The organism is Stenotrophomonas maltophilia (assembly GCF_006970445.1).
GTDB lineage: Bacteria > Pseudomonadota > Gammaproteobacteria > Xanthomonadales > Xanthomonadaceae > Stenotrophomonas > Stenotrophomonas maltophilia_AU.
The window spans coordinates 2769093-2790988 of sequence record NZ_CP033877.1 but is presented as its reverse complement, the minus strand read 5'-3'; the positions used below and the strand labels follow the sequence as shown (position 1 = coordinate 2790988).

Annotated in this window: 21 protein-coding genes and 1 tRNA gene; 11 read left to right on the top strand and 11 right to left on the bottom strand. The window is 66.6% G+C overall.

What is annotated here, in order from left to right; all coding sequences use genetic code 11:
• Positions 1–41: 41 nt before the first annotated feature.
• Together EGM71_RS12895 and hutC are read left to right on the top strand one after the other, a co-directional pair.
• Complete coding sequence (locus tag EGM71_RS12895) at positions 42–1412, top strand: formimidoylglutamate deiminase (RefSeq protein ID WP_188485247.1); 1371 nt, start codon at positions 42–44, stop codon at positions 1410–1412.
• 28 nt (positions 1413–1440) lie between these two features.
• Positions 1441–2169, top strand: coding sequence for a histidine utilization repressor (gene hutC / locus EGM71_RS12890; protein WP_188485246.1), 729 nt, complete (start codon positions 1441–1443; stop codon positions 2167–2169).
• A gap of 86 nt (positions 2170–2255) precedes the next feature.
• Here hutC and EGM71_RS12885 read toward each other — a convergent pair whose 3' ends face one another.
• The 3 genes from EGM71_RS12885 to EGM71_RS12875 form a co-directional block, all read right to left on the bottom strand.
• Complete coding sequence (locus EGM71_RS12885) at positions 2256–3260, bottom strand: restriction endonuclease (RefSeq protein WP_188485245.1); 1005 nt, start codon at positions 3258–3260, stop codon at positions 2256–2258.
• Between the two features lie 236 nt (positions 3261–3496).
• On the bottom strand, positions 3497–3988 hold the full coding sequence (locus EGM71_RS12880) for a phasin family protein (RefSeq protein ID WP_188485244.1): 492 nt from the start codon (positions 3986–3988) through the stop codon (positions 3497–3499).
• An 80-nt stretch (positions 3989–4068) separates the two neighbouring features.
• A complete protein-coding gene (locus tag EGM71_RS12875) occupies positions 4069–4344 on the bottom strand; it encodes a polyhydroxyalkanoic acid system family protein (RefSeq protein WP_005417302.1) in 276 nt (91 codons plus the stop codon).
• A gap of 125 nt (positions 4345–4469) precedes the next feature.
• Here EGM71_RS12875 and EGM71_RS12870 point away from each other — a divergent pair, with 125 nt between their 5' ends.
• From EGM71_RS12870 to aroA, 4 genes are all read left to right on the top strand, one after another.
• Positions 4470–5276, top strand: coding sequence for an FHA domain-containing protein (locus EGM71_RS12870; RefSeq protein ID WP_188485243.1), 807 nt, complete (start codon positions 4470–4472; stop codon positions 5274–5276).
• A gap of 194 nt (positions 5277–5470) precedes the next feature.
• Positions 5471–6556 (top strand): 3-phosphoserine/phosphohydroxythreonine transaminase, encoded by a 1086-nt coding sequence (gene serC / locus EGM71_RS12865; RefSeq protein WP_188485242.1) that lies wholly within the window; start codon positions 5471–5473, stop codon positions 6554–6556.
• Between the two features lie 51 nt (positions 6557–6607).
• Positions 6608–7807, top strand: a complete 1200-nt coding sequence (gene pheA, locus EGM71_RS12860; protein ID WP_014037689.1) for a prephenate dehydratase — start codon at positions 6608–6610, stop codon at positions 7805–7807.
• A 76-nt stretch (positions 7808–7883) separates the two neighbouring features.
• Positions 7884–9191, top strand: a complete 1308-nt coding sequence (gene aroA, locus EGM71_RS12855; RefSeq protein ID WP_188485241.1) for a 3-phosphoshikimate 1-carboxyvinyltransferase — start codon at positions 7884–7886, stop codon at positions 9189–9191.
• A 212-nt stretch (positions 9192–9403) separates the two neighbouring features.
• Here aroA and EGM71_RS12850 read toward each other — a convergent pair whose 3' ends face one another.
• Entirely contained in the window at positions 9404–9976 is a 573-nt protein-coding gene (locus tag EGM71_RS12850) for an energy transducer TonB (RefSeq protein ID WP_188485240.1), read from the bottom strand.
• Between the two features lie 119 nt (positions 9977–10095).
• Complete coding sequence (locus tag EGM71_RS12845) at positions 10096–10734, bottom strand: energy transducer TonB (protein WP_188485239.1); 639 nt, start codon at positions 10732–10734, stop codon at positions 10096–10098.
• A gap of 113 nt (positions 10735–10847) precedes the next feature.
• On the opposite strand from EGM71_RS12845, the gene serS reads away from it, so the two are divergent.
• Positions 10848–12128, top strand: a complete 1281-nt coding sequence (gene serS, locus EGM71_RS12840; RefSeq protein ID WP_188485238.1) for a serine--tRNA ligase — start codon at positions 10848–10850, stop codon at positions 12126–12128.
• A gap of 178 nt (positions 12129–12306) precedes the next feature.
• Here serS and EGM71_RS12835 read toward each other — a convergent pair whose 3' ends face one another.
• The gene (locus tag EGM71_RS12835; protein WP_188485237.1) at positions 12307–12657 is read right to left on the bottom strand and encodes a ligand-binding protein SH3; all 351 of its coding nucleotides are present in this window, start codon (positions 12655–12657) and stop codon (positions 12307–12309) included.
• A 182-nt stretch (positions 12658–12839) separates the two neighbouring features.
• Positions 12840–13427: an FMN-dependent NADH-azoreductase gene (locus EGM71_RS12830; RefSeq protein ID WP_188485236.1), complete on the bottom strand. Its 588-nt coding sequence runs from the start codon at positions 13425–13427 to the stop codon at positions 12840–12842.
• Positions 13428–13553: 126 nt separating this feature from the next.
• Here EGM71_RS12830 and EGM71_RS12825 point away from each other — a divergent pair, with 126 nt between their 5' ends.
• Positions 13554–14546, top strand: coding sequence for a LysR family transcriptional regulator (locus tag EGM71_RS12825; RefSeq protein ID WP_005410175.1), 993 nt, complete (start codon positions 13554–13556; stop codon positions 14544–14546).
• 55 nt (positions 14547–14601) lie between these two features.
• Here EGM71_RS12825 and EGM71_RS12820 read toward each other — a convergent pair whose 3' ends face one another.
• The gene (locus tag EGM71_RS12820) at positions 14602–15675 is read right to left on the bottom strand and encodes a DUF4241 domain-containing protein (RefSeq protein ID WP_188485235.1); all 1074 of its coding nucleotides are present in this window, start codon (positions 15673–15675) and stop codon (positions 14602–14604) included.
• Positions 15676–15799: 124 nt separating this feature from the next.
• Between EGM71_RS12820 and EGM71_RS12815 the strand changes: the two genes are divergently transcribed.
• Positions 15800–15889: transfer RNA gene (locus EGM71_RS12815), tRNA-Ser, on the top strand.
• Positions 15890–16474: 585 nt separating this feature from the next.
• Here the strand turns inward: EGM71_RS12815 and EGM71_RS12810 are convergent.
• The gene (locus tag EGM71_RS12810; RefSeq protein ID WP_188485234.1) at positions 16475–19228 is read right to left on the bottom strand and encodes a UvrD-helicase domain-containing protein; all 2754 of its coding nucleotides are present in this window, start codon (positions 19226–19228) and stop codon (positions 16475–16477) included.
• Positions 19229–19416: 188 nt separating this feature from the next.
• Between EGM71_RS12810 and EGM71_RS12805 the strand changes: the two genes are divergently transcribed.
• A complete protein-coding gene (locus EGM71_RS12805) occupies positions 19417–19626 on the top strand; it encodes a hypothetical protein (protein WP_188485233.1) in 210 nt (69 codons plus the stop codon).
• Between the two features lie 38 nt (positions 19627–19664).
• On the opposite strand, the gene EGM71_RS12800 is transcribed toward EGM71_RS12805, so the two are convergent.
• Entirely contained in the window at positions 19665–19985 is a 321-nt protein-coding gene (locus EGM71_RS12800; protein ID WP_188485232.1) for a hypothetical protein, read from the bottom strand.
• A 168-nt stretch (positions 19986–20153) separates the two neighbouring features.
• On the bottom strand, positions 20154–21143 hold the full coding sequence (locus tag EGM71_RS12795; RefSeq protein WP_188485231.1) for an MDR family oxidoreductase: 990 nt from the start codon (positions 21141–21143) through the stop codon (positions 20154–20156).
• Positions 21144–21245: 102 nt separating this feature from the next.
• On the opposite strand from EGM71_RS12795, the gene EGM71_RS12790 reads away from it, so the two are divergent.
• Positions 21246–21593 (top strand): winged helix-turn-helix transcriptional regulator, encoded by a 348-nt coding sequence (locus tag EGM71_RS12790; RefSeq protein ID WP_188485230.1) that lies wholly within the window; start codon positions 21246–21248, stop codon positions 21591–21593.
• Positions 21594–21896: the final 303 nt, after the last annotated feature.

Sequence of the window (21896 nt, the reverse complement as noted above, 5' to 3'; positions counted from 1 at the left end):
ATGTCTATACAATATAGGCGTCCATTTCGGGTTGTCCAGCCATGTCCGATTCGCGTTCCCCGCACTGTTTCCATGCCGCCCACGCCCTGCTGGCCGATGGCTGGGCCCGTGACGTCCGCCTGCAGGTGCAGGATGGCCGCATCTCGGCGATCAGCGCGGGGCAGGGCGTCCAGCACGGCGACACCCGGGTCGGCATCCTGGTGCCGGGCCTGCCCAACCTGCACAGCCACGCCTTCCAGCGCGGCATGGCCGGGCTGACCGAGATCGGCGGCGGTGACGGTGACAGCTTCTGGAGCTGGCGCGAGCTGATGTATCGCTTCCTGGCCCATCTGCGCCCCGACGCGGTGCAGGCCATCGCCGCCCAGGCCTACATGGAAATGCTGGAAAGCGGCTTCACCCGCGTCGGCGAATTCCATTACCTGCACCACGACGCCGATGGTCGCGCCTATGCCAACCGCGCCGAGATGAGTGCACGGATTGCCGCCGCCGCCGACCAGACCGGTATCGGCCTGACCCTGCTGCCGGTGTTCTATGCACATGCCGATTTCGGCGGGGCGCCGCCGAATCCAGCGCAGCGTCGCCTGATCCACGATGTGGACGGTTTCGCGCAGCTGCTGGATGCCGCGAAGCCGGCATTGGCCGCGCTGCCCGACGCGGTGCTCGGCATCGCACCGCACAGCCTGCGTGCGGTCACGGGTGAGGAGCTGAGCGCCCTGCTGCCGCTGACGGATGGCCCGGTACACATCCATATCGCCGAGCAGGTGCGCGAAGTCGAGGCCTGCCTGGCCTGGAGTGGCCAGCGCCCGGTACAGTGGCTGTACAACCACGCAGCGGTCGATGCGCGCTGGTGCCTGGTGCATGCCACCCACATCACCGATGACGAGCGCGCGGCCATCGTGGCCAGCCAGGCCGTGGCCGGCCTGTGCCCGATCACCGAGGCCAACCTGGGTGATGGCCTGTTCCCGATGCAGGCGTTCGCCCGCGAGGGCGGGCGCTTCGGTGTCGGTTCCGATTCCAATGTGCTGATCGTTGCAGCTGAAGAACTGCGCCTGCTTGAATACGGCCAGCGGCTGACCCTGCGCGGTCGCAACGTGCTGGCGCCGGATGCCACCCGCAGCACCGGTCGCTTCCTGTTCGAAGGCGCACTGCACGGTGGCGCACAGGCGCTGGGCGTGGCCGCTGGCCTGCAGGTCGGCGCCAGTGCCGATCTGGTCGAACTGGATGCCGCACACCCGGCGCTGCAGGCGCGACAGGATGACGCATGGCTTGACAGCTGGGTGTTCGCCGCACGTAATGGCGCGCTGCGATCGGTCTGGCGCCATGGCCGCCAATGCGTGGCCGAGGGCCGCCACCTGCAGCGCGAGGCGATCACCACCGCCTTCGCCGCCGCCCTGCGAGGCGTGCTGGGCTGATCGCCTCCCGCTACCGAGACCCCATTACGTGAAGGCCAGCAAGTCCGCCACGCTCAACCAGCGTATCCGCAGCGATCTGGAAAGCCGCATCCTCAGTGGAGAGTGGGCGCCGGGCTTCCGGATTCCGTACGAGCACGAGCTGATGGAGCAGTACGGCTGCTCGCGGATGACGGTGAACAAGGTGCTGACTGCACTGGCCGAGAGCGGCATGATCGAACGCCGCCGTCGCGCCGGTTCATTCGTGGCGCGGCAGCCGCCGCACCTGGAACAGGTGGCGCTGGAGATTCCCGATATCGCGATGGAGGTCGGCTCGCGCGGCCATCAGTACGCCTATCGCCTGCTGCAGCGCGAGCTGCGCCTGGCCGATGCCGGCAATGCCGGCGAAGTGGAGCTGGCCGGCAGCGAAATGCTGCTGGCGATGCGCTGCCTGCACCTGGCCGACGGCCGTCCGCTGGCACTGGAGCATCGCCTGATCAGCCCGGTGGGCGTGCCCGAGGTGCTGGAGGTCGATTTCAGCACCACCGCGCCGGGCAGCTGGCTGCTGCAGAACGTGTCGTGGACCCGTGCCCAGCACCGCATCAGCGCCTGGGGCGCGGATACCGCCACCGCCAAGCTGCTGGACGTGAAGCCCGGTACCGCCTGCCTGGTGATCGAGCGCCTGACCTGGCGCGGCGAACAGCCGATCACCCGCGTGCGCCAGGTGTTCCTCGGCGACGCCTGGGACCTGGTCGCACGCTTCGCGCCGGGGGCGCGCTAGGGGTTCCATCCACGCGTGGCGTGGATCTACCAAGGGGTCGCGCATCGGGATTCAGTAGATCCACGCCATGCGTGGATGCTGCCCCATCAATACGTAGCGCACTGCCGCCAGCGCACCGGCTCATCCACGCCGGGGCGGGCATTGAGCTGGATGCGCACGTTGCGCAGGGCGGGGTAGTGCAGCACTTCCTCGCAGACCTGCGGCCAGACCTTTTCCAGCTCGCCGGTGCGGTTGATCGCCAGCGTCTGCCGGGTCAGCCAGACACCGCTGGCGATGCCGGGCTTGCCAGCCAGGGCACGGGCCAGATCGGCCTGGTAGCGATCCAGGGTGGCTGCATCCGGGTTGGGGTTGCTGCGCGCGTCGGTCGCCGGGGCGACGGCAGTTTCGGGAGCAGGGGCGGCCGCAGGGACTGCTTCGATCGGGGCAGGTTCGGCGGCAGGCGCGGCCGAAGGCGTTGTCACCAGCGGCGCCGCAGCAACCGGCGCGGCCTCTTCCACACGCAGGCCCTGCAGGCCCAGGCCGACCAGCAGCCCCAGCGTTGCCGAACCCAGTGCGGCGATGGCGATGCGGCGCAGCGCTTCGTGCCGGGCACTGGCGCGTACGCGCGCTTCGATGTCGCCGGGCAGGTAGGGCTGCAGCAGCGGCCACAGGCGTGGGCCGTCCAACACCTCAACGGCCTGCTTCTCGGCGGCGCCACGGCCGTCGCGCTCGATACGGCCTTCGGTCAGCAGCACGCCGCCCTTGGCGCCGGCCAGGCGCGCGGCCGCGCCCAGCTCGTTCACTGCGGCGGTGCCGATGCGGTAGGCCAGGCCATGCTTGCACGACACCAGCCACTGGTTGGGGCCATCGCTGAGCAGGAAGTCGCTGCTCGGCTCGCGGGCATCTTCGGTCGGATCGATCAGCTCACGCAGGCCGCGCTGCTCGCGCAGCATGCGCTTGACCAGGACCGAGAACTCGCGCCAATGCATGCCTGCCAGGGCCTGCAGGCCGAGTTGCATCTCCTTCTGCCGCCGCTTGATCCACCACAGATAGACAACGGCCAGGGAACAGGTAAGCAGGGCCGACAGCAGGGCCAGGATCCAAGGGAGCATGCAGGAGTGGGGCGGAAGGGGCGAAAGCGGAGAACGACAGTGTAAAGGTCGCGGCGCCCGACTGGGTCAGGATGTTCCTGACAGGAAGCGTGATGGAGCGCGCAGATCGGCGCATGGCGGGCACGAAAAACCCGCCAATCCTGAAGCCGTGAGGGGAGGGAACAAACGGCAGCCGAAGCGATTGGCGGGTTGCTCGCGATTGTCAATCAATTTTTATTGCATTGCAACAATTGCGGTCAGGGCAGGCTGTCCGGCGATTGATGGCTGCCCGGCGCAGGGGCGTCGGTGCCGGACGCGGCGCGGGTTTCCAGCTTGGCCAGGCGCGCGTGCAAGGCATCAATGCGGGCCTCCAGCGCGGTCACTTCGTCGGCAGTGGGTACGTGCAGACGCTTGAGCACGCCCTGCACCTGGTCATCAAAGGCCTTCTCGACCTTGTTCCAGGTGCCGGAGGCCTTCTCGCGGGCCTCGTCCAGCGAGGTCTCAACGTTGTCACGCCAGCCCGGGCCCTGTTCGCCATTGCGTTCACGGCGGCGGGCTTCCCAGGCTTCGCCTTCCTTCACCAGGCCGTCGAAGAAGCGGCTGCCCTCCGCCTGGGCACGGCCAAGCGCGCCCAGTCCGGCCAGCCAGACCTGCTGTGCGGAATCGCTGAGCTTGCGCGAGAAGCGCTCGGCCTGGTCACCGAAAGAGGCGTCGTCGTTGCGGCGGTCGTCGTTCTCGTAGTGGTTCATCGCACTTCCCGTGGGAGTTGGGCCTGCCCCGAGAGTAGCGCGCGCCGGCGTTGCACGGCCGTGACGGCCGCTGCCGGGGTTCAGCCCAGCTTTTCCTTCAGCACGCGCTGGATCTCGCCTTCGACCATGCCCTTCATCGCCGACAGCAGGAAGCCCAGCTTGGCTGTCACGCGCACGGCGCCCGGCTGCAGTTCGATCGCACCATCCACGCCGCTGCCGGAGAAGTTCAGCACGTCGGCGGTCCAGGACGACTTCAGGCCGAAGCGCTCGGACAGCTTGGCAGCGACCTGTTCGATCGCGGCGCGCGCCTGTGCGTCGGGCAGGGCGTGGGCGTGGCGGACATCGATGGTGGACATGCAGGCTCCTGGCGCAGGGCGGGGATGATCAGAGAGGGCGAGCATTGTGCGCATCAAGGGCCGCCGCGCCAAGCACTCATCGCGGGTTCTTCTTCGTTGGCGACCAACCTGCTAGGCTGCGCCGCGTGCAGAACCTGCTTGTTCACTTCAGTCAGCAACAACAGCCCGACCAGCCCCTGCGGCCCGGGGTGCAGCGCATCGTGCGCCAGGCCAACGGCAGCGTGCGGCTCGGTGATGCCGGCCACGGCGCCCTGCTGCTGGCCCAGTTCTGCGTGGACGATCGTGGCCTCTGGCTGCAGGTCGGCAATGGCATCCGCGGCATCCACGTCAATGGTCGACCGGTGCGCCGGATGGCGCTGCTGCGTGCGGGTGACGCGGTGTACGTGGATGGCGTGGAGATGGTGCTGCAGGGCGAGGTGGAGAGCCTGCTGCAGGCGCCTGCGCCGAAGAACGAAGACGGCAGCGACGAGCAGCAGCGGCTGCTGCGCGGTGTCGGTGGGCTCCACCATGGCCGCAGCTTCACCTTGTCGCGTGCCCGTCTGATCGGCCGCGGCAACGAGGCCGACATCGCCATCGATGACCCGGCCTTCGCCGAGCAGCACGCCCGCGTGGAAGTGCACGGCGAGCGCGTGCTGTTGCGCGATCTCGGTAGTGCCGACGGCACCCGGGTCAACGGCGTGGCCGTGCGCCACTGCTGGCTGCAGGCGGGCGACCAGGTGGTGTTCGATGGCCAGCACCGCTTCGTGCTGGAAGTGCCGCATGATCCGCGCCGGCGGTCGCTGCCGGTCGAGGACGACGCCAGCCACGAGGCCGAGCAGGCGCCGGTGCTGCCGGCCGCGCCGCGCAAGGTCCGGCGCTGGCCGTGGCTGCTGGTCAGCGCACTGCTGCTGGCCGCGCTGCTCAGCCTGCTGCTCTGGTTCGGCGCGCGCTGACGGCCGCGCGGTGATGGTAGTGCCGGCCGCTGGCCGGCAGCCGCTGCCCTGTATCGCTGAGGTTGCCGGCCAGCGGCCGGCACTACCCCGTCGTGTCGCCGATGGATTCCAATGAAACCAAATTTCCCTTGCCGCACTAGGCCGCAAGGCTGGTGCACTGCGGCATACTAGGGGTCTTGCCCCACAGGTGTGACATGACGCGCGCGTTCAACTTCAGTGCCGGCCCTGCGACCTTGCCGGAATCGGTCCTGCGCCAGGCGCAGGCGGAAATGCTGGACTGGCACGGTACCGGTGCCTCGATCGTGGAAATGAGCCATCGCGGTGCGGAATTCATGTCCGTGGCCGCCGAGGCCGAGGCCGACCTGCGTCGCCTGCTCGATATCCCCGAAGACTATGCGGTGCTGTTCCTGTCCGGTGGTGCCACCACCCAGCAGGCGCTGATCCCGCTGAACTTCGCCGCCCCCGGCCAGCATGCCGACTACGTGGTCAGTGGCCACTGGGGCAAGACCGCGGTCAAGCAGGCCGGTGTCTACGTGGACGTCAACATTGCCGCCAGCAGCGAAGCCAATGGCTACCGCGAGCTGCCGGCGCGTGCCGACTGGCAGCTGTCACCCGATGCTGCCTATGTGCACATCACCGCCAACGAGACCATCCACGGCGTCGAGTTCCGTGATGTACCCGACACCGGCAACGTTCCGCTGATCGCCGACTTCAGCTCGTCCATCGCCAGCGAGCCGCTGGACGTGCGCCGCTACGGTGTGATCTATGCCGGCGCGCAGAAGAACCTGGGCCCGGTCGGCATCGCGGTGATGATCATCCGCCGCGACCTGCTCGAGCGTAGTGGCCAGCCACGCGCGGACATCTTCGATTACCGCTCGCACGTCGCCCGCGATTCGATGCTCAACACCCCGCCGACCTGGAACTGGTACCTGGCCGGGCTGGTGTTCAAGTGGATGCTGGCCGAAGGCGGCGTGGCCGAATTCGCCAGGCGCAATGCCGCCAAGGCAGCGCTGGTGTACGGCGCCATCGACGGTTCCGGCGGCTTCTACCGCAACGAGGTCGCACATGCGGCCCGTTCGCGGATGAACATCCCGTTCTTCCTGCCCGATGCCGAGCTCGATGCCCGCTTCGTCGCCGACGCCAAGGCCGCTGGCCTGCTGGCGCTGAAGGGGCACAAGGTGGTCGGGGGCATCCGCGCCTCGCTGTACAACGCCATGCCGCTGGCCGGGGCCGAGGCGCTGGTCGCCTTCATGGCTGATTTCCAGCAGCGTCACGGCTGAGCAATGAACGGCGCGCACCGTCGGGTGCGGGCCCCGCAACAAGGAATTCCGATGGCAAGCAGCAAATCCAGCAAGAAAGCGCCGAAGAAGGCCGAACCGGCCAAGGACAGCGCGCCCACCAAGGCGAAGGGCAAGGCCAAGGCCGCCTCGAACCCGGCACCCACCCTGGCGCCGCTGGCGCTGGCCGATGTGCGTTCGAAGATCGACCAGATCGACCGTGATATCCAGAGCCTGATCGCCGAGCGCGCGCGCTTCGCCCACCAGGTCGGCAAGGCCAAGGGCAAGCTCGCCGCCGCCGTCGACTATTACCGCCCCGAGCGCGAAGCGCAGGTGCTGCGCATGGTGGTGGACCGCAACGAAGGCCCGCTCAGTGATGAGCTGCTGGTGCACGTCTACCGCGAGATCATGTCGGCCTGCCTGGCCCAGCAGGAGCCGCTGAAGATCGGTTACCTCGGCCCGGAAGGCACCTTCAGCCAGCAGGCCGTGCTCAAGCATTTCGGCCGTTCGGCGCTGGGGCTGCCGATGGCCAGCATCGAAGAAGTGTTCCAGGAAGTGGAAGCGGGCAACGCCGATTTCGGCGTGGTGCCGGTGGAGAATTCGGGGCAGGGCACCATCCAGATCACCCTGGACATGTTCCTGACCTCCAACCTGAAGATCTGTGGCGAAGTGGAACTGCGCGTGCAGCAGTACCTGATGTCGCGCAGCGGCCGCATCGAAGATATCGAGCGCATCTACGCGCACCCGCAGTCGTTCATGCAGACCTCGGCGTGGCTGCGCGCCAACCTGCCGAAGGCCGAGAAGATTCCGGTATCCAGCAATGCCGAAGGTGCGCGCCGTGCGCGCAACGCCGATGACGCAGCGGCCATCGGTGGCGAGAGCGCCGGCCACGTGTACGGCCTGAAGAAGGTGGTCACCAAGCCGATCCAGAACGATGCCGACAACACCACCCGCTTCCTGGTGGTGGGCCGCAACATCTTCCCGACCTCCGGCCACGACCGCACGTCGGTGCTGGTGTTCATCCATGACAAGCCCGGTGCGCTGTTCGACGTGCTCAGCCCGTTCGCCCGCCATGGCATCAGCATGAACCGCATCGAGTCGCGGCCGTCGCACCACGGCAAGTGGGAGTACGGCTTCTTCATCGACCTGGCCGGCCACATCGATGACGCGCCGATGCAGGCGGCGCTGGCCGAACTGGAAGCGCACTCGGCGCAGATCAAGGTGCTCGGCTCCTATCCGGTGGCCGTGCCCTGAGTGCTGCCGCGGCGGCCACGGCCGCCGCTCCCTGATCCATCGCCGGCGCTGCCGGCGTTTACGGAATGATCGAACGATGAGCAACGCGCAACACTGGATTGCCCGCAAGGGCCAGCCGCTGCAGGGCAGCCTGACCATTCCCGGCGACAAGTCGGTCTCGCACCGCTCGGTGATGTTCGCCGCGCTGGCTGATGGCACTTCGCATATCGAAGGCTTCCTGGAAGGCGAGGACACCCGCGCGACTGCGCGCATCTTCAGCCAGCTGGGTGTGCGTATCGAAACCCCCAGCCCGTCGCAGCGCATCGTGCACGGCGTCGGTATCGACGGCCTGAAGGCGCCGGAGGCACCGCTGGACTGCGGAAATGCCGGTACCGGCATGCGCCTGCTGGCCGGCCTGCTGGCGGGCCAGGCGTTCGACTGCACGCTGATCGGCGATGAGTCGCTGTCCGGCCGCCCGATGCGCCGCGTGACCGGCCCGCTGTCGCAGATGGGCGCGAAGATCGACACCGAAAGCGATGGCACGCCGCCGCTGCAGGTGCATGGTGGCCAGGCGCTGCAGGGCATCGACTTCGCCTCGCCGGTGGCCAGTGCGCAGATCAAGTCGGCCGTGCTGCTGGCCGGCCTGTACGCGCAGGGCGAAACCAGCGTTGTCGAACCGCACCCGACCCGCGATTACACCGAGCGCATGCTCTCGGCGTTCGGCGTGGAAATCGACTTTTCGCCCGGCAAGGCCCGCCTGCGTGGCGGCCAGCGCCTGCGCGCCACGGATATCGTGGTGCCGGCCGATTTCTCCTCGGCCGCGTTCTACCTGGTCGCCGCCAGCATCATTCCCGGTTCCGAGCTGCGCCTGAAGCAGGTTGGCCTGAACCCGCGCCGCACCGGCCTGCTGCACGCGCTGCGCCTGATGGGGGCGGACATCACCGAAGAGAATCCGGCCGAGCAGGGCGGTGAACCGGTGGCCGATCTGGTGGTGCGCTACGCACCGCTGAAGGGCGCACGCATTCCCGAGGCGCTGGTGCCGGACATGATTGATGAGTTCCCGGCGCTGTTCGTGGCTGCCGCCGCCGCCGAAGGCCAGACCGTGGTGACCGGTGCGGCCGAACTGCGGGTGAAGGAATCCGATCGCCTTGCGGCGATGGCCACCGGCCTGCGTGCGCTGGGCATGCAGGTGGACGAAACCGAAGACGGCGCCACCCTGCACGGCGGCGTCCGCCTGGGCAGCGGCACCATCGAAAGCCACGGTGACCATCGCATCGCCATGGCGTTTGCCATCGCCGGCCAGATCAGCGACGGCGAAGTGCGCATCAACGACATCGCCAACGTCGCCACGTCCTTCCCGGACTTCGATGGCCTGGCGCGCAGCGCCGGATTCAACTTGGCCTGATCGGCATCGCGACCGCCGGGCGCTGCCTGGCGGATCGTGTTTTCCGATAGCTGCCAACCTTGGTCGGCACGCTCACATCGCCCGGTAGGTGCCAACCTTGGTTGGCACGCCCAGATCACCCGGTAGGTGCCGACCTTGGTCGGCACGCTTCTCCGCATAAAAGGACGGAGGCCGAAGCCTCCGTCTAAACATCACGAACCCCTCGTCCGCGATCAACGCTGTTCGGTACGGAAATCCACCGGGACCCGCACCACGCTGGCCACTGCACGGCCCTCATGCATTGCCGGCTGGAACTTCCAGTTCTGCACGGCGCTCAGCACCGCACGATCCAGGTCACGGCTGCGTTCACCGCTGCGCGAAACAATCGCGGCATTGGTCACCTGGCCACGGGTATCGACATTCAGGCTGGCAACCAGGCTGCCCTGCACGCCGTTGCGCAGCGCGGCAGCGGGGTAGGTCGGCTTGCTGTTGCCTGCCAGCGGGCGCGCCTCGCGATTGCGTACCGCAGGGGCGGCTTTGCGCTGGCTGCCGGCCGGTGCGGCCTGGCGGGCAGCAGGTTCCTGTGCGTCGGCGACCGGCGCCTGCTCAGGGGCGGGCAGCATGCGCTCGCCAACCGGTGCCGGCGCCACGTCTTCCTGGTTCGAGTGACGCAGCCAGAGCAGCGCGGCGGCAAACATCGCCACGATCAGCGCGATCCACATCCAGGGCGACGTGGGCTTGTGCTGTTCGCTGGCGTCATGTTGCAGCTGCGGCGAATGAAGGTCTTCGTGGGTGGTGGCGGTCATCGCAAACTCCTTCCGTCAATTGACGACGGGGAGAGTGTTGCGCGGGCCAGCGGCGGGAAGTGTCAGCGTTGCGTCAACGCGACCGGCAGGGTTCAGTTTGCCTGCCGGGCAACGTTCAGTTACTGGGTCTTGAAGTCGAACGGCACTTCAATGCTGCCCGGTACCGCCTGGCCGTTGCTTTGTGCCGGGGTGAAGCGCCAGCGGCGCACGGCATCGGTCGCGGCACGGTCGAGCTCGCGTGAGCCGCTGCGCTGAATCACGGTGGCATTGTTCGGATAGCCGGTGGCATCCACGTCCACGCGTACCACCACGCTGCCGGTCTCGCCGGCGCGCAGCGCGGCAGCCGGGTAGGCCGGCGGCGGCGACTGGCCGGCAATCGGCATCGGCTGGCTATTGCCGGTGGCGGCCGGCGTGGGGGCCGGTGCGGCCGGGGCCGCTTCAGCGATGGGCGCCGGCGGTGGCGGCGCGGTTTCGACCAGCTTCGGGGCCTCTTCCTCGACCGGGGCCGGCTTGGCATCAGGCATGTCGCTGGAACCCGCGGCCGCAGCCAGCGGCTCGGGCAGCGGTTCCACCTGCGCGGTCTCCTGCGGGGTCTGCGCGGCCGGGTCGGCACGGAAGAATTCCTTGTCGCGGCCGGTCAACCAGACCAGCACGAACAGCAGCACGCCCACGCCGAAGGCGATGCCGGCGATCTTCAGGGCGTTGCGCGGGATATGCACAGTGAACGACTTGGCGGACGACGAGCGGGGTGCAGACATGGACCGGACCAGTACGGAATGGCTCGATTCTGCCACGGCGGGAATGAACCGGGCGGCAGAAATCCGTATAACAAGCGATAATCCCATCCCTGATACCCACCACGACACCTGCCATGCTTGATCCAGCCCTGCTCCGCCACCAGCCCGCCGACCTCGCCGAACGCCTGCGCACCAGCCGCGGCTTCGAGCTCGACGTGTCTGCCCTGGAGTCCCTGGAGACTGATCGCAAGCGCATCCAGGTGCGGACCCAGGAGCTGCAGAGCCTGCGCAACAGCCGTTCCAAGGCCATCGGCCAGGCCAAGGCCAAGGGCGAGGACGTCTCGGCCATCATGGCCGAGGTCGCTGCCTTCGCCGATGAGCTGAAGGCCTCGGAAGTGGCGCTGGACGAGCTGCGCGAGAAGATCGACACCCTCTCGATGGGCATTCCGAACCTGCCGGCCGATGACGTGCCGGCCGGTGCCGACGAGAACGACAACGTCGAGAAGGCGCGCTGGGGTACCCCGCGCCAGTTCGATTTCAAGGTGCTCGACCACGTCGAACTGGGCGCCCGCAACGGCTGGCTGGACGGCGAGACCGCGGCCAAGCTGTCCGGTTCGCGCTTCACCGTCCTGCGCGGCCCGATCGCGCGCCTGCACCGTGCCCTGGCCCAGTTCATGGTCGACCTGCACACCGGTGAGCACGGCTATGAGGAAACCAACGTACCGCTGCTGGTCAACGCTGACTCGCTGCGTGGTACCAGCCAGCTGCCGAAGTTCGAGGACGATCTGTTCAAGACCGCCGTGGGCGACTCCACGCGTTACCTGATCCCGACCTCGGAAGTACCGCTGACCAATATCGTGCGCGATGAGATCGTTGACGCCGAGCGCCTGCCGCTGCGCATGACCGCTCACTCGATGTGCTTCCGTGCCGAGGCTGGCAGCGGTGGCCGCGACGTGCGCGGCATGATCCGCCAGCACCAGTTCGAGAAGGTCGAGCTGGTCTCGATCAGCCGCCCGGAAGACAGCGACGCCGAACACCAGCGCATGACCCGCTGCGCCGAAGTGGTGCTGGAAAAGCTGGGCCTGCCGTACCGCAAGGTGCTGCTGTGCACCGGCGACATGGGCTTCTCGGCGGTGAAGACCTACGACCTGGAAGTCTGGCTGCCGTCGCAGGAAACCTACCGCGAGATCTCCTCGTGCTCGAACTGTGGTGATTTCCAGGCCCGCCGCATGCAGGCGCGCTGGCGCAACCCGGCCACCGGCAAGCCGGAACTGGCGCACACGCTGAATGGCTCGGGCGTGGCCGTCGGCCGCGCGATGATCGCGGTGATGGAGAACTACCAGAACGCCGACGGCAGCATCACCGTGCCGGAGGCCCTGCGCCCGTACATGGGCGGCCTGGAAACCATCGCCTGATTCCCTGACCGGGTAGGTGCCATGCTTGCATGGCACCGCTGTGGCTCTGGTGGGTGCCATGCTTGCATGGCACCGCATCCACGCATGGCGTGGATCTACTGGAGGATGTTGCACGCGCCCGGCATGAATTCACCGATGTCCCAGTAGATCCACGCCATGCGTGGATGAACCACCGTGATCACTCCACAGCGCGCAGCTTCTCCAACGGCACCCATCCCGGTTCGCCGGCCTCCGGCGTGCACCATGCCCACCCGTTGAGCGCGCGCATCCCTCGCAGCGGCTGCCCCGGATCCACATCCAGTTCCCGCGCGCAGTAATCCTCCGTGGCAAACGCGCCACCCTGCGCATCGCGGCCGATCACCTGCGCCGGCACGAAGCCGGGCTGCTGCCCCTCGGCCTCGCACAGGAACCAGTCGTCCCAGCCCTCCGGGCCTTCATAGCGTTCGCCCACTACCAGTGCCTGGCCACGGCGCAGGGTGATCGGGTGCGGAAATTCGCTGCGGTGTGCAGTGGTCACGATGTAGTTCATGGCCCACTGTACTGTTTCCGCCGGGTATGACACCGCATCCACGCATGGTGTGGATCTGCTGATGCACACAAAAAACGGCCCCGCAGAGCGGGGCCGCCAGGGTGGGCCGGGATGGGGGAGGGGATCCCGGCCCGCGTTCAGCGCCCAGACGAGGAGAGAGGGGCGCCGAACGTTGGAACGCGTTACGCCGCGACGGCTTCATCCGCTGCGTGCGACGGCAGTGCCGCAAGCGCGCCGGCAATGGCGTCTTCACGGTGCTGCGGCGAGTAGGCGATGCCTTCGGCGCGCACGAACTCGACTTCGTTGATGCCCATGAGGGCGAACACCTGGCGCAGGAACGGCTCCTGGAAGTCGGCCGGCGAGTCGGTGTAGATGCCGCCGCGGCTGCTGGCGATGATCACCCGCTTGCCACCGGCCAGGCCCACCGGGCCGTTCTCGGTGTACTTGAAGGTGCGGCCGGCCACGGCCACGCGGTCGATCCAGGCCTTCAGCGTGGAGGGGATGCTGAAGTTGTACATCGGTGCACCGATCACCACGATGTCGGCGTCCAGGAACTGCTGCATCACCTGTTCAGCATCGGTCGCCTCGGCGGCATCGGTCTTGGCCAGCGAACTGCTGCGCAGATGCGGTACCGGATTGGCGTCAAGATCGCGATAATCAACCTGCAGGCCGTCGATCTGGCCGGTGAAGCGGGCGACCACGGCGGCCGACAGCTGGCGGGACACGGAGTTGTCGCCAAGCACGCTGGCGTCGAGATGCAGAAGCTTCATGGCAGTCACCTATGTTCTGGGAGGAAGGGGCGGGGTGCCCCGCCGACGGAGAGAACGATAGGTTGTTGCAAAGGCGGAATAAAGGTGGTTGAATGCCACGTATTGTTCTAGATATGGAACTCGGGCATGCATGACCTGAATGATCTGTACTACTTCGCGATGGTGGTCGACCACGGCGGATTCGCCGCCGCCGAGCGCGCCTTGGGCATCCCCAAGTCGCGCCTGAGCCGTCGCATCAGCCAGCTGGAAACCGACCTGGGCGTGCGCCTGCTGCAGCGCTCCACGCGCCGTTTCGCGGTCACCGACGTCGGCACCAGCGTGCACCGCCATGCGCAGACGATGCTGGCCGAGGCCCAGGCCGCCCGCGAAGTGGTGGACCGCCTCAGCGCCGAACCACGCGGCGTAGTGCGCGCCAGCGTACCGGTGTCACTGGCGCAGATGCAGCTGCCCAAGCTGCTGCCCAAGTTCCTTGAGCAGTATCCGAAGGTGCGCCTGCAGCTGAACATCAGCAACCGTCGCGTGGACATCATCAACGAAGGCTACGACGTGGCCCTGCGCGTGCGTTCGCGCCTGGACGACGACGGCAGCCTGGTGATGCGCAGCTTCGGCCAGGTGCAGGAACTGCTGGTGGCCAGCCCGAAGTACCTCGACCGCGCCGGCCGCCCCAAGGACCCGGAAGAGCTGACCCAGCACGTCACCCTCAGCATCAGCGAAGATGAAGCACGCCAGCGCTGGGAACTGCATGGCCCGGAAGGCGAGGTGCGCCGGGTCGACCTGCAGCCGCGCGTGGCCGGCTTCGACTTCCCGCTGCTGCAGAGCATGGTGAAGGACGGTTTCGGCATCACCATGCTGCCGGAAACCGTGTGCGCCGACGCCGTGCGCAACGGCGAGCTGGAAGTGGTGCTGCCGGACTGGTCACTGCCGCAGGGCGTGTGCCATGCCGTGTTCGCCTCGCGCCGCGGCCTGCTGCCGGCGGTGCGCGTGTTCATCGACTTCCTGGCCGAGCACCTGCCGCCGCAGCTGGAGGCCTCGCGCCTGGATTGCGGTGGCGCCTGTGAAAAGGCCAAGGAGCGGATCAAGGCCAGTGCACTGGGTGCGCTGGCGGTGGATGCCGGCTGAGATAGCGGGAAGGTAGCGCCGGGCCATGCCCGGCGTTGCTGTTTTCCGATGCCGATCAGCTCCGGCCGAACAGCCGGTCCCAGAAACTACGGCGTCGCGGCGCGGCCGGTGGCGGTTCGGCTGCAACGACGGGCACTTCCAGCACCGCCATCAGCTCCGCGCTGCGTGGCTTCTTCAGGAAGCGCGCATAGTCCAGATAGCTGGTCACCTTGCTCATGTGCAGGCGCTCGGGCATCGCCGGCAATGCGCCGCCCTGCAACAGCACCCGCAATGCCTGCGGACGGTCCAGGCGGATCGCCTCGAACAGCGCGGTGCCGCCACAGCCTGGTTCGATCTGGTTGGCGCGCTGCGGCGCATCCTTCAGCAGGCCTCGCAGCGCTTCCGCGTCATCGCGCTCCACGGCGGCCACCAGCCGCGCCAGCGCCTCGGCTTCCGCAGCTGGCAGGTTGTCGCGATAGGCCTGGTCGGCAACCTCGCGCTCGTCGCGTCCATCACCGCCCTGGATGCACAGGAAATCGGTGACCAGCGCGACCGGAATGCCGGACGTATCCAGCGCCCAGTAGCTGGGATAGACACCGTCGCCCCAGCCGCTGGTGAACACGACCAGGCCGTGCGGCGAGTCCTCGCCCCAGGGGCGATATTCGGCGCCTTCATCCAGGCCATCGTGGTCGATCAGTGCATCCGACCATTCACTCTCTTCGTCGCCATCGGCCTGTTCGATCAGGGCCAGCAGCGCCTGCTGGGTGTCGGTGTCCATGAAGCAGCCGATGCCGGCGTCGACCGGATAGCCGATGAAGCTGTCCTCATCCAGGCCGGTCAGGTCCTGCGTGGTCCAGCGCGCCATCTGCCAGTGCAGGGCGGTCGCGGTGAGAGCTTCGCGGGGCTTGAACCAGACCACGGCCAACGCCGGGCGGCCGCTGTGCACGATGATTTCGACCGGATGCCGGCCCTGTGGGGCGGTGTAGTCGGCCAGCGCCGGCGCCTCGGCCTGCACCAGCGGATCGCAGACCACCAGATGCCCGCTGTTGACCGGCAGGTGTCCGGCGAAGGTGCGATGCAGGGCCACTGCGGCCAGCTGGGTATCGTCCAGCAGGCAGGTGCGCAGGTTAGCCAGATCGAGATGGGCCATGGCGGCTCCGAGTGCGGTGAAGGCCCCCACCGTGCCGGATGCGAAGGGCAGGGGCAAGGTGGTCTTGGGCAAATGCCCTTCACGTGCGAGAATACGCCGCTGCCCGGGCGACCGGGACCCGATTGGAGAGATGGCCGAGCGGTTTAAGGCACCGGTCTTGAAAACCGGCGAAGGGTTAAACCTTCCGTGGGTTCGAATCCCACTCTCTCCGCCAATCATTTCAAAGAGCCCCTGGGAACAGGGGTTTTTTTGTTGCCACGGACCTTGCCGGCCAACCATCCGGTCACGAGGGTCAGGTGAACGAATAAACCGATGCATTTCTCTGGCAACAGGGAATTACTTCTTCAAGGGCGGTAATCGTTCCAAGTGCACAAGCGCTGACGTTCGCGCCGGGAAATTTGAATGCACCCGGCACCCGCGCTAGGCTTCGGATGCCCAAGGAGGGCGGCCAACGGAGTCATGGCATGAAGATTGGATTCAAGCTTTCTGTTGCTGTTGCGGCCTGTGCGTTGACCTTTGGAATCGGTAGCGCCACGGCGAAAGCCCCCGGCCCTTGTTCCATCTGCGAGGTCCAATACATTGCATGCGAGGCGTCAGGTACAAACTTGAGTATCTGCACCCGGAACTATATGCAATGCCTGCGTCTGAACGGCTGCATTATCCCGTAGCAGGGCGCGGCGGGGACGTGTGGGGACCTTGCGATACCCTGCAACCTTGCCACGCTCCAGACAAAAGCCCCGGTCCTGCCGGGGCTTTTTCGTTTCCGGAAAGGCCGTGGCGCGGAGCGGGCGGGATGCATTCATCCCCGACGCCCACCCTTCGGCTTGTTATGGCACGACGGGTAACTGGAGCACGACCGGAACGCCCCATGCGGCCCATTCCGGTCCACGAACACGCCCACCTTGCACACCGGGCAGCGCTCCTCGTTGATGGCCGCACCTGAAATCGCGGTCACTTCCACTGCCCCGTCCCGCACCAGCTCATCCAGGAACGGCGAGTGCTTGCCCTGCAGGGTGAACATCGCCACCGAACGTCGCGCACGCGTCAGCGCGACATAGAACAACCGCCGTTCTTCGCTCAGCGGATAGGTATCCCCATCCGGCATGGCCAGCGAAAGCACCGGGTCATCCGCGCGCAGGCTCGGGAAGCTGCGGTTGATCATGCCCGGCAGGATCACGTAGTCCGCCTCGCGCCCCTTCGATCGATGTGCGGTCAGGAACTCGACGTCCATCGTGCTGCCGAAGGCCGTCTTCCAATCCGAAGGCACTGCACCGCGATCCGCGCGATACCGCCCCAGAACAAAGACCGTCACACGCCCGTTGCGGCCTTGTGGAACGGCCCCGGACAGCAGCTGCTGATGCAGCTTGGCGAGGTACTGGCGAACACCATCCTGCACCTCCTCGCGCCGGGTCATCTGGAATGCCTGCAGCACCGGGCCCGTTGCCGGTGCAGCCGAGCGAACTGCTTTGGCGATCTGCGCGGGGTTGCGGCTGATGAAGCGGCTGGACACATCGCACAGTGCCTGCGGGCAACGGAACGTCTGCTCCAGTTTCAGCACCTGGCCATGGCCCATCCACTCGCGGAATCCGGTCATCACCGAAACGTCGGCACCGGCGAAGCGATTGATCGACTGCCAGTCGTCGCCCACCGCGAACAGATGGCGGCCCGGTTGGCTGACCAATGCACGACAGAGGCGCGCACGGGCGCGCGATGCGTCCTGGAATTCGTCGGCCATCACCAGTTCGTAGGGTGATTCATAGTGGCCCTGTTCCAGCAGCCCGGCCGCCATGTTGAGCATGTCCTCGAAGTCGATGCTGCGCTCGTCAGCCAGCGCATTGTCCCAGGCCTGGAAAACCGGCCCGGCGATCTCCAGGAAGCGCCGGTAGCGTTCCTTGAACTGATCCTCGGGCATCTGCCGCAGGCGCGCCGCCATATCGTCCAGCGTCAGGCAGTTGCTCTTGGCATGGGCAATGAAGGTGCGCATCAGGCCGATCAGGTCCGCATCTGGCATCGGCTTGGCGCCCTGGTCAGGCAGCTCGCGGTCCGGGTTCGGGTCGAGCTCGACATCAGACGCGCCGAGCCGGCCGGCTAGATCCTGCAGGGCATGTCCACTGCGCAGGCCAAACGACGTCGTCTCGACCAGGGCGGTGCCACGCGCCACATGCTGTTGGCGCTTCCAGTGCATCCCTTCGCTGTAGTTGGCGAAGTGCTTCGGCGGCTGGCCATCGGCATCCAGCGCAAAATGCTCGTGATACAGCTGGGCGTCCGGGTAGTAGAAGTCCGGACGATACTGGCGGTGGGTGTCTGTCGCGGTATCGAACTCGTAGCGCCGCTCGTAGTCGTACGCCACGCCGTTGTAGAACAGCCAGTCGGCGATGACGCACTCTTCCAGGCTCTTCACCCGCTCACCCTGCAGGGTACGCATGTAGGGCGTGCCATCGCGGTCGTACCCATCGGCCATCATGTCGGCACCGAACGGCGGAAGATCGCGCCCGAACACCAGGCGGAACATGTCCCACTGGGTGCGGAAGTGGGTCGAGCGGTCCTTCAGGTCGTCCACCAGTTCGGCCAGCTTGTTGAAGCCCAGCGTCGCGTCGACCGCCCATTCCGGGATATCCGGCTTGCGCCCTGTGGCTTTGGCGATGATGGACAGGCCCAGGGCGTGGAAAGTCCGGGCCTCAACCACGGTATCGCCCATGCCGAGCCGGTCGAAGCATCGCTGTGCGCGCTCCTCCAGCTCCTTGGCGGCGTCTTTGTTGAAGGCGAGCATCACGATCCGTTCGGGCTCGACAAAGCCACGATCGATGGCATAAGCGGCCTTGGCGACCATCGTGGAGGTCTTGCCAGAGCCGGCCGCGGCCACCACCTGCACCCGGTTGTCGAAGCAGATGACGGCGCGGGCCTGCTCCTCGGTCAGGGGCTTGCTCTCGACCCGGTCCAGGAAGTCCTTGGCCAGCACCCGCTCACGCGTTGCCATGGTCGCGTTGGCCTCGGCCCATACAGTCGGCCAATCCAGCTGCCAGTCGTGCAGGGCGTCCAGCGCAGCACGATGGTTGTCCGCGTGCAGGTCGCCATGCACGTTCTCATCAAGGAACAGTTGCTCCAACTCCGGCGGCTGCAGGGGCAGGGAGGAGCGCTCGGCCAGCAGCGCCTGTTGCTGCTCGTGGGTGATCCAGCGGCGGCCGGCACTGCCGCGGTCGGTGAGGGCGTCCGCAGCGCTCAACCACGCCTGGATCTGCTCCAGGATCGTGTCGAACAGGGCCTTGCGTCCCCGTGTGGTGCGCGCAAAGCGCACCTGCTGCAGCGCTGCCGCAAGCCCGGATGCTTGCGCGTTGGAAAGCCCGTCCACTGACAGCCGCGCGGTGCCTTCTGTCTGCAGCTCGACCCGCGACCAGAAAAGCCCTGGAATGACCTGCACGCTGTGATCGTCATCCACGCGTTGCCGGTATTGCTGGCCGGCGACGTTCAGCTCGATGCATTCGCCCTCCAGCCGCAGCCACCACTGTGGCGAACGAGTCACACGTTGGCCCCAGATCGAGGGGCGCCATTCCATAGACATCCAGGTACTGCCTTGCAAGCGTCAACTGGGCATGTAGAGCCCCTAAGCCCGCATGATAAAGGGCCTTGACGTTGCATGTGGCCTGTCACGCGCAGCCTGGGCGCGTCCGGATGCCGTCTATCGCAGCGCATCCGACAGCCTGGCGCATGGCATCATGACGCGTCTGGAGTCAGGAGCTGGCCATGGAAATCGACTGGGACCGCGTGGGAACCTTGAAGCACGTCGGTGGTGGCTACGATATCCGGACGGATCCATTGAGGATCCTGGTGACCACGGCGAAACAAGGGCACGAGGGCGAAGTCCCCGACATGCTGATCGTGATGGACGATGGCACCGTCATTCCGCCAGATGGGATCCTGCGTTTGGCACGGGCGCCGGATCGGATCCCTTAGGCGTTTGGGACCCTGCAACGTCCGCGGGAGTTGCTGGATCACTCGTAGGCACGATCCAGCTTTGCAGGGGGAACCTCAACCGCGTCCCCACGCCGGATCAGCTCATCCAGATCCACCGCCGATGCCGCCAGTGCATCCTGTGCGTCGAAATCCCACCTGTTCCTGTAGTCCCGCGCCAGCAGGTCGCAGACCGCTTTTGCGCGCTGGTAGGCATCGTCTTTTCCCTCGGCCTGCTGCAACGCATCGCGATGGATCTGGCACAGCATGAGCTGGTGCGCGTCCTCGGCGCGCTGGCGCTCCCAGTCGATGTCGGGCAGGCCCGAAAGTGCGGCGGCAAGCGCGAATGCGGTCATTGGCATGTCGGGAGTCCAGCGGCGGTGGGAGTCTGAGCGTATGCGACCGGCGATGGCCGAAGACTACTGCCGCGCCGCATGTTTCACGGCAGGTTCACCATTCGCTGCAGCATGGAGGGCGCGTTGCAGCCTTCCATTTACACCCATCCATCGAGCCCCGTTGCGGTCATCCGCTCAGGCATTCACATCCACAACGATGCGGCCGCGCACCTGACCGGGGATGATCTTCTCGTACACGTCCAGCACGTCCGCAAGCCCGATCAATTGCACCGTGCTTTCCAGCTTCTGCGGGTCCAGGTCGGTAGCGAGGCGATCCCATGCACGCTGGCGAACGTCCTGCGGTGCATTCACCGAATCCACGCCCGCAAGGGTCACGTTGCGCAGGATGAAGGGCAGCACCGAGCCGTGCAGTGCATCGCTCTGCGCCAGGCCGCATGCCGCTACGGCACCGCGATACTTGGTCTCGGCGATCGCGTTGACGAGGGTAGGGCCGCCGGCCACATCCACCACACCGGCCCAGCGCTCGGCGCTCACCGGCCGGTCGCGCGGTTCTGAAAGCTGCGTGCGGTCGATGATCTCGGCGGCACCCAGGCTGTGCAGATATTCGGCATGTTCCGGGCGTCCGGTGGCGGCCACCACGCGATAACCCAGCTTTGAGAGGATCGCCACCGCAATCGAGCCGACGCCACCGTTGGCGCCGGTCACCAGTACATCGCCCTTGTCGGGCGTCACGCCGGCATCTTCCAGTGCCAGCACGCACAGCATGGCGGTGTAGCCTGCGGTGCCGATGGCCATGGCATCGCGGGTGCTCAGGTTACCGGGAATCCGGTTGAGCCATTCGCCACGTACGCGGGCGCGCTGTGCCAGGCCGCCGTGGTGGCCCATGCTCAAGTCCCAGCCATTCAACACGACACGGTCACCGGGCTGGAAACCGGCATTGCCCGACTCCAGCACCACGCCCGCCAGGTCGATGCCCGGAATCAACGGGAAGGTGCGGATGACCGGGCGCGTATTGGTGAGGGCCAGTGCGTCCTTGTAGTTCAGTGTTGAATATTCCACCTGCACCAGCACGTCGCCGTCCATCAGGTTGGCGTCATCGAAATCGACCAGTTCCGTGGATACGCCGTCGTTCGTTTTACGGGTCAGCAGTGCCTTGAAACTCATGGTGAGGGCTCACGTTCAGTGGATGGCCCCATGCTAGGCTCGCACCGTTATCGCAACAAGAACGATGATTTTCCGTAGGTACTATGGTTTTCCGGAGTATGCATGCGTAGCAAGCGTTGGGATGGCAAGAGCGGGTGCGCCGTGGAGGTCACGCTGTCGGTGATGGGCGGCGTGTGGAAGCCTGTCATCCTCTTTCACCTGATGACGGGCAAGCGGCGTTTCATGGAACTGACGCGGCGGGTGCCCAATGCCACCCAGTCCATGCTGACCAGCCAGCTGCGTGAACTGGAAGCCGATGGCGTGGTGATCCGCCACGTCTACCCGGAAGTGCCGCCGAAGGTGGAATACGAGCTGTCCGAGTTCGGGCGCACGCTGGTGCCGGTGCTGCTTGCCATGCGCGAGTGGGGTGAAACCCATCGTGGCTATCAGAGCACCCAAGGCGATAGCTGAAGGCTGAGCGGCGTTGCACAGGCCGCATGCGGGCTTCGCGAATGCCCATAGTCACCGGCGGATCTTCGGCACCGGCAGCGCGCATGTCGTATACGGCTGGATAGGGCGTCCGGAAAGTGCGCGTCGGCCGGAGTCGTTTGTTGGCGAAGCGCGCCAGTCAATGGACAACTCGACATCCACTGACGCAACCAACGTTGCAACGTGATCGCTCGGGATTTCCCTGCTTTCCATCGCCGGTTCAGGGCGGTAACCATGGCCGCGCCAAGGCATTCGCCGTGGCCGGGATTGGCGTCCCGAACGTAC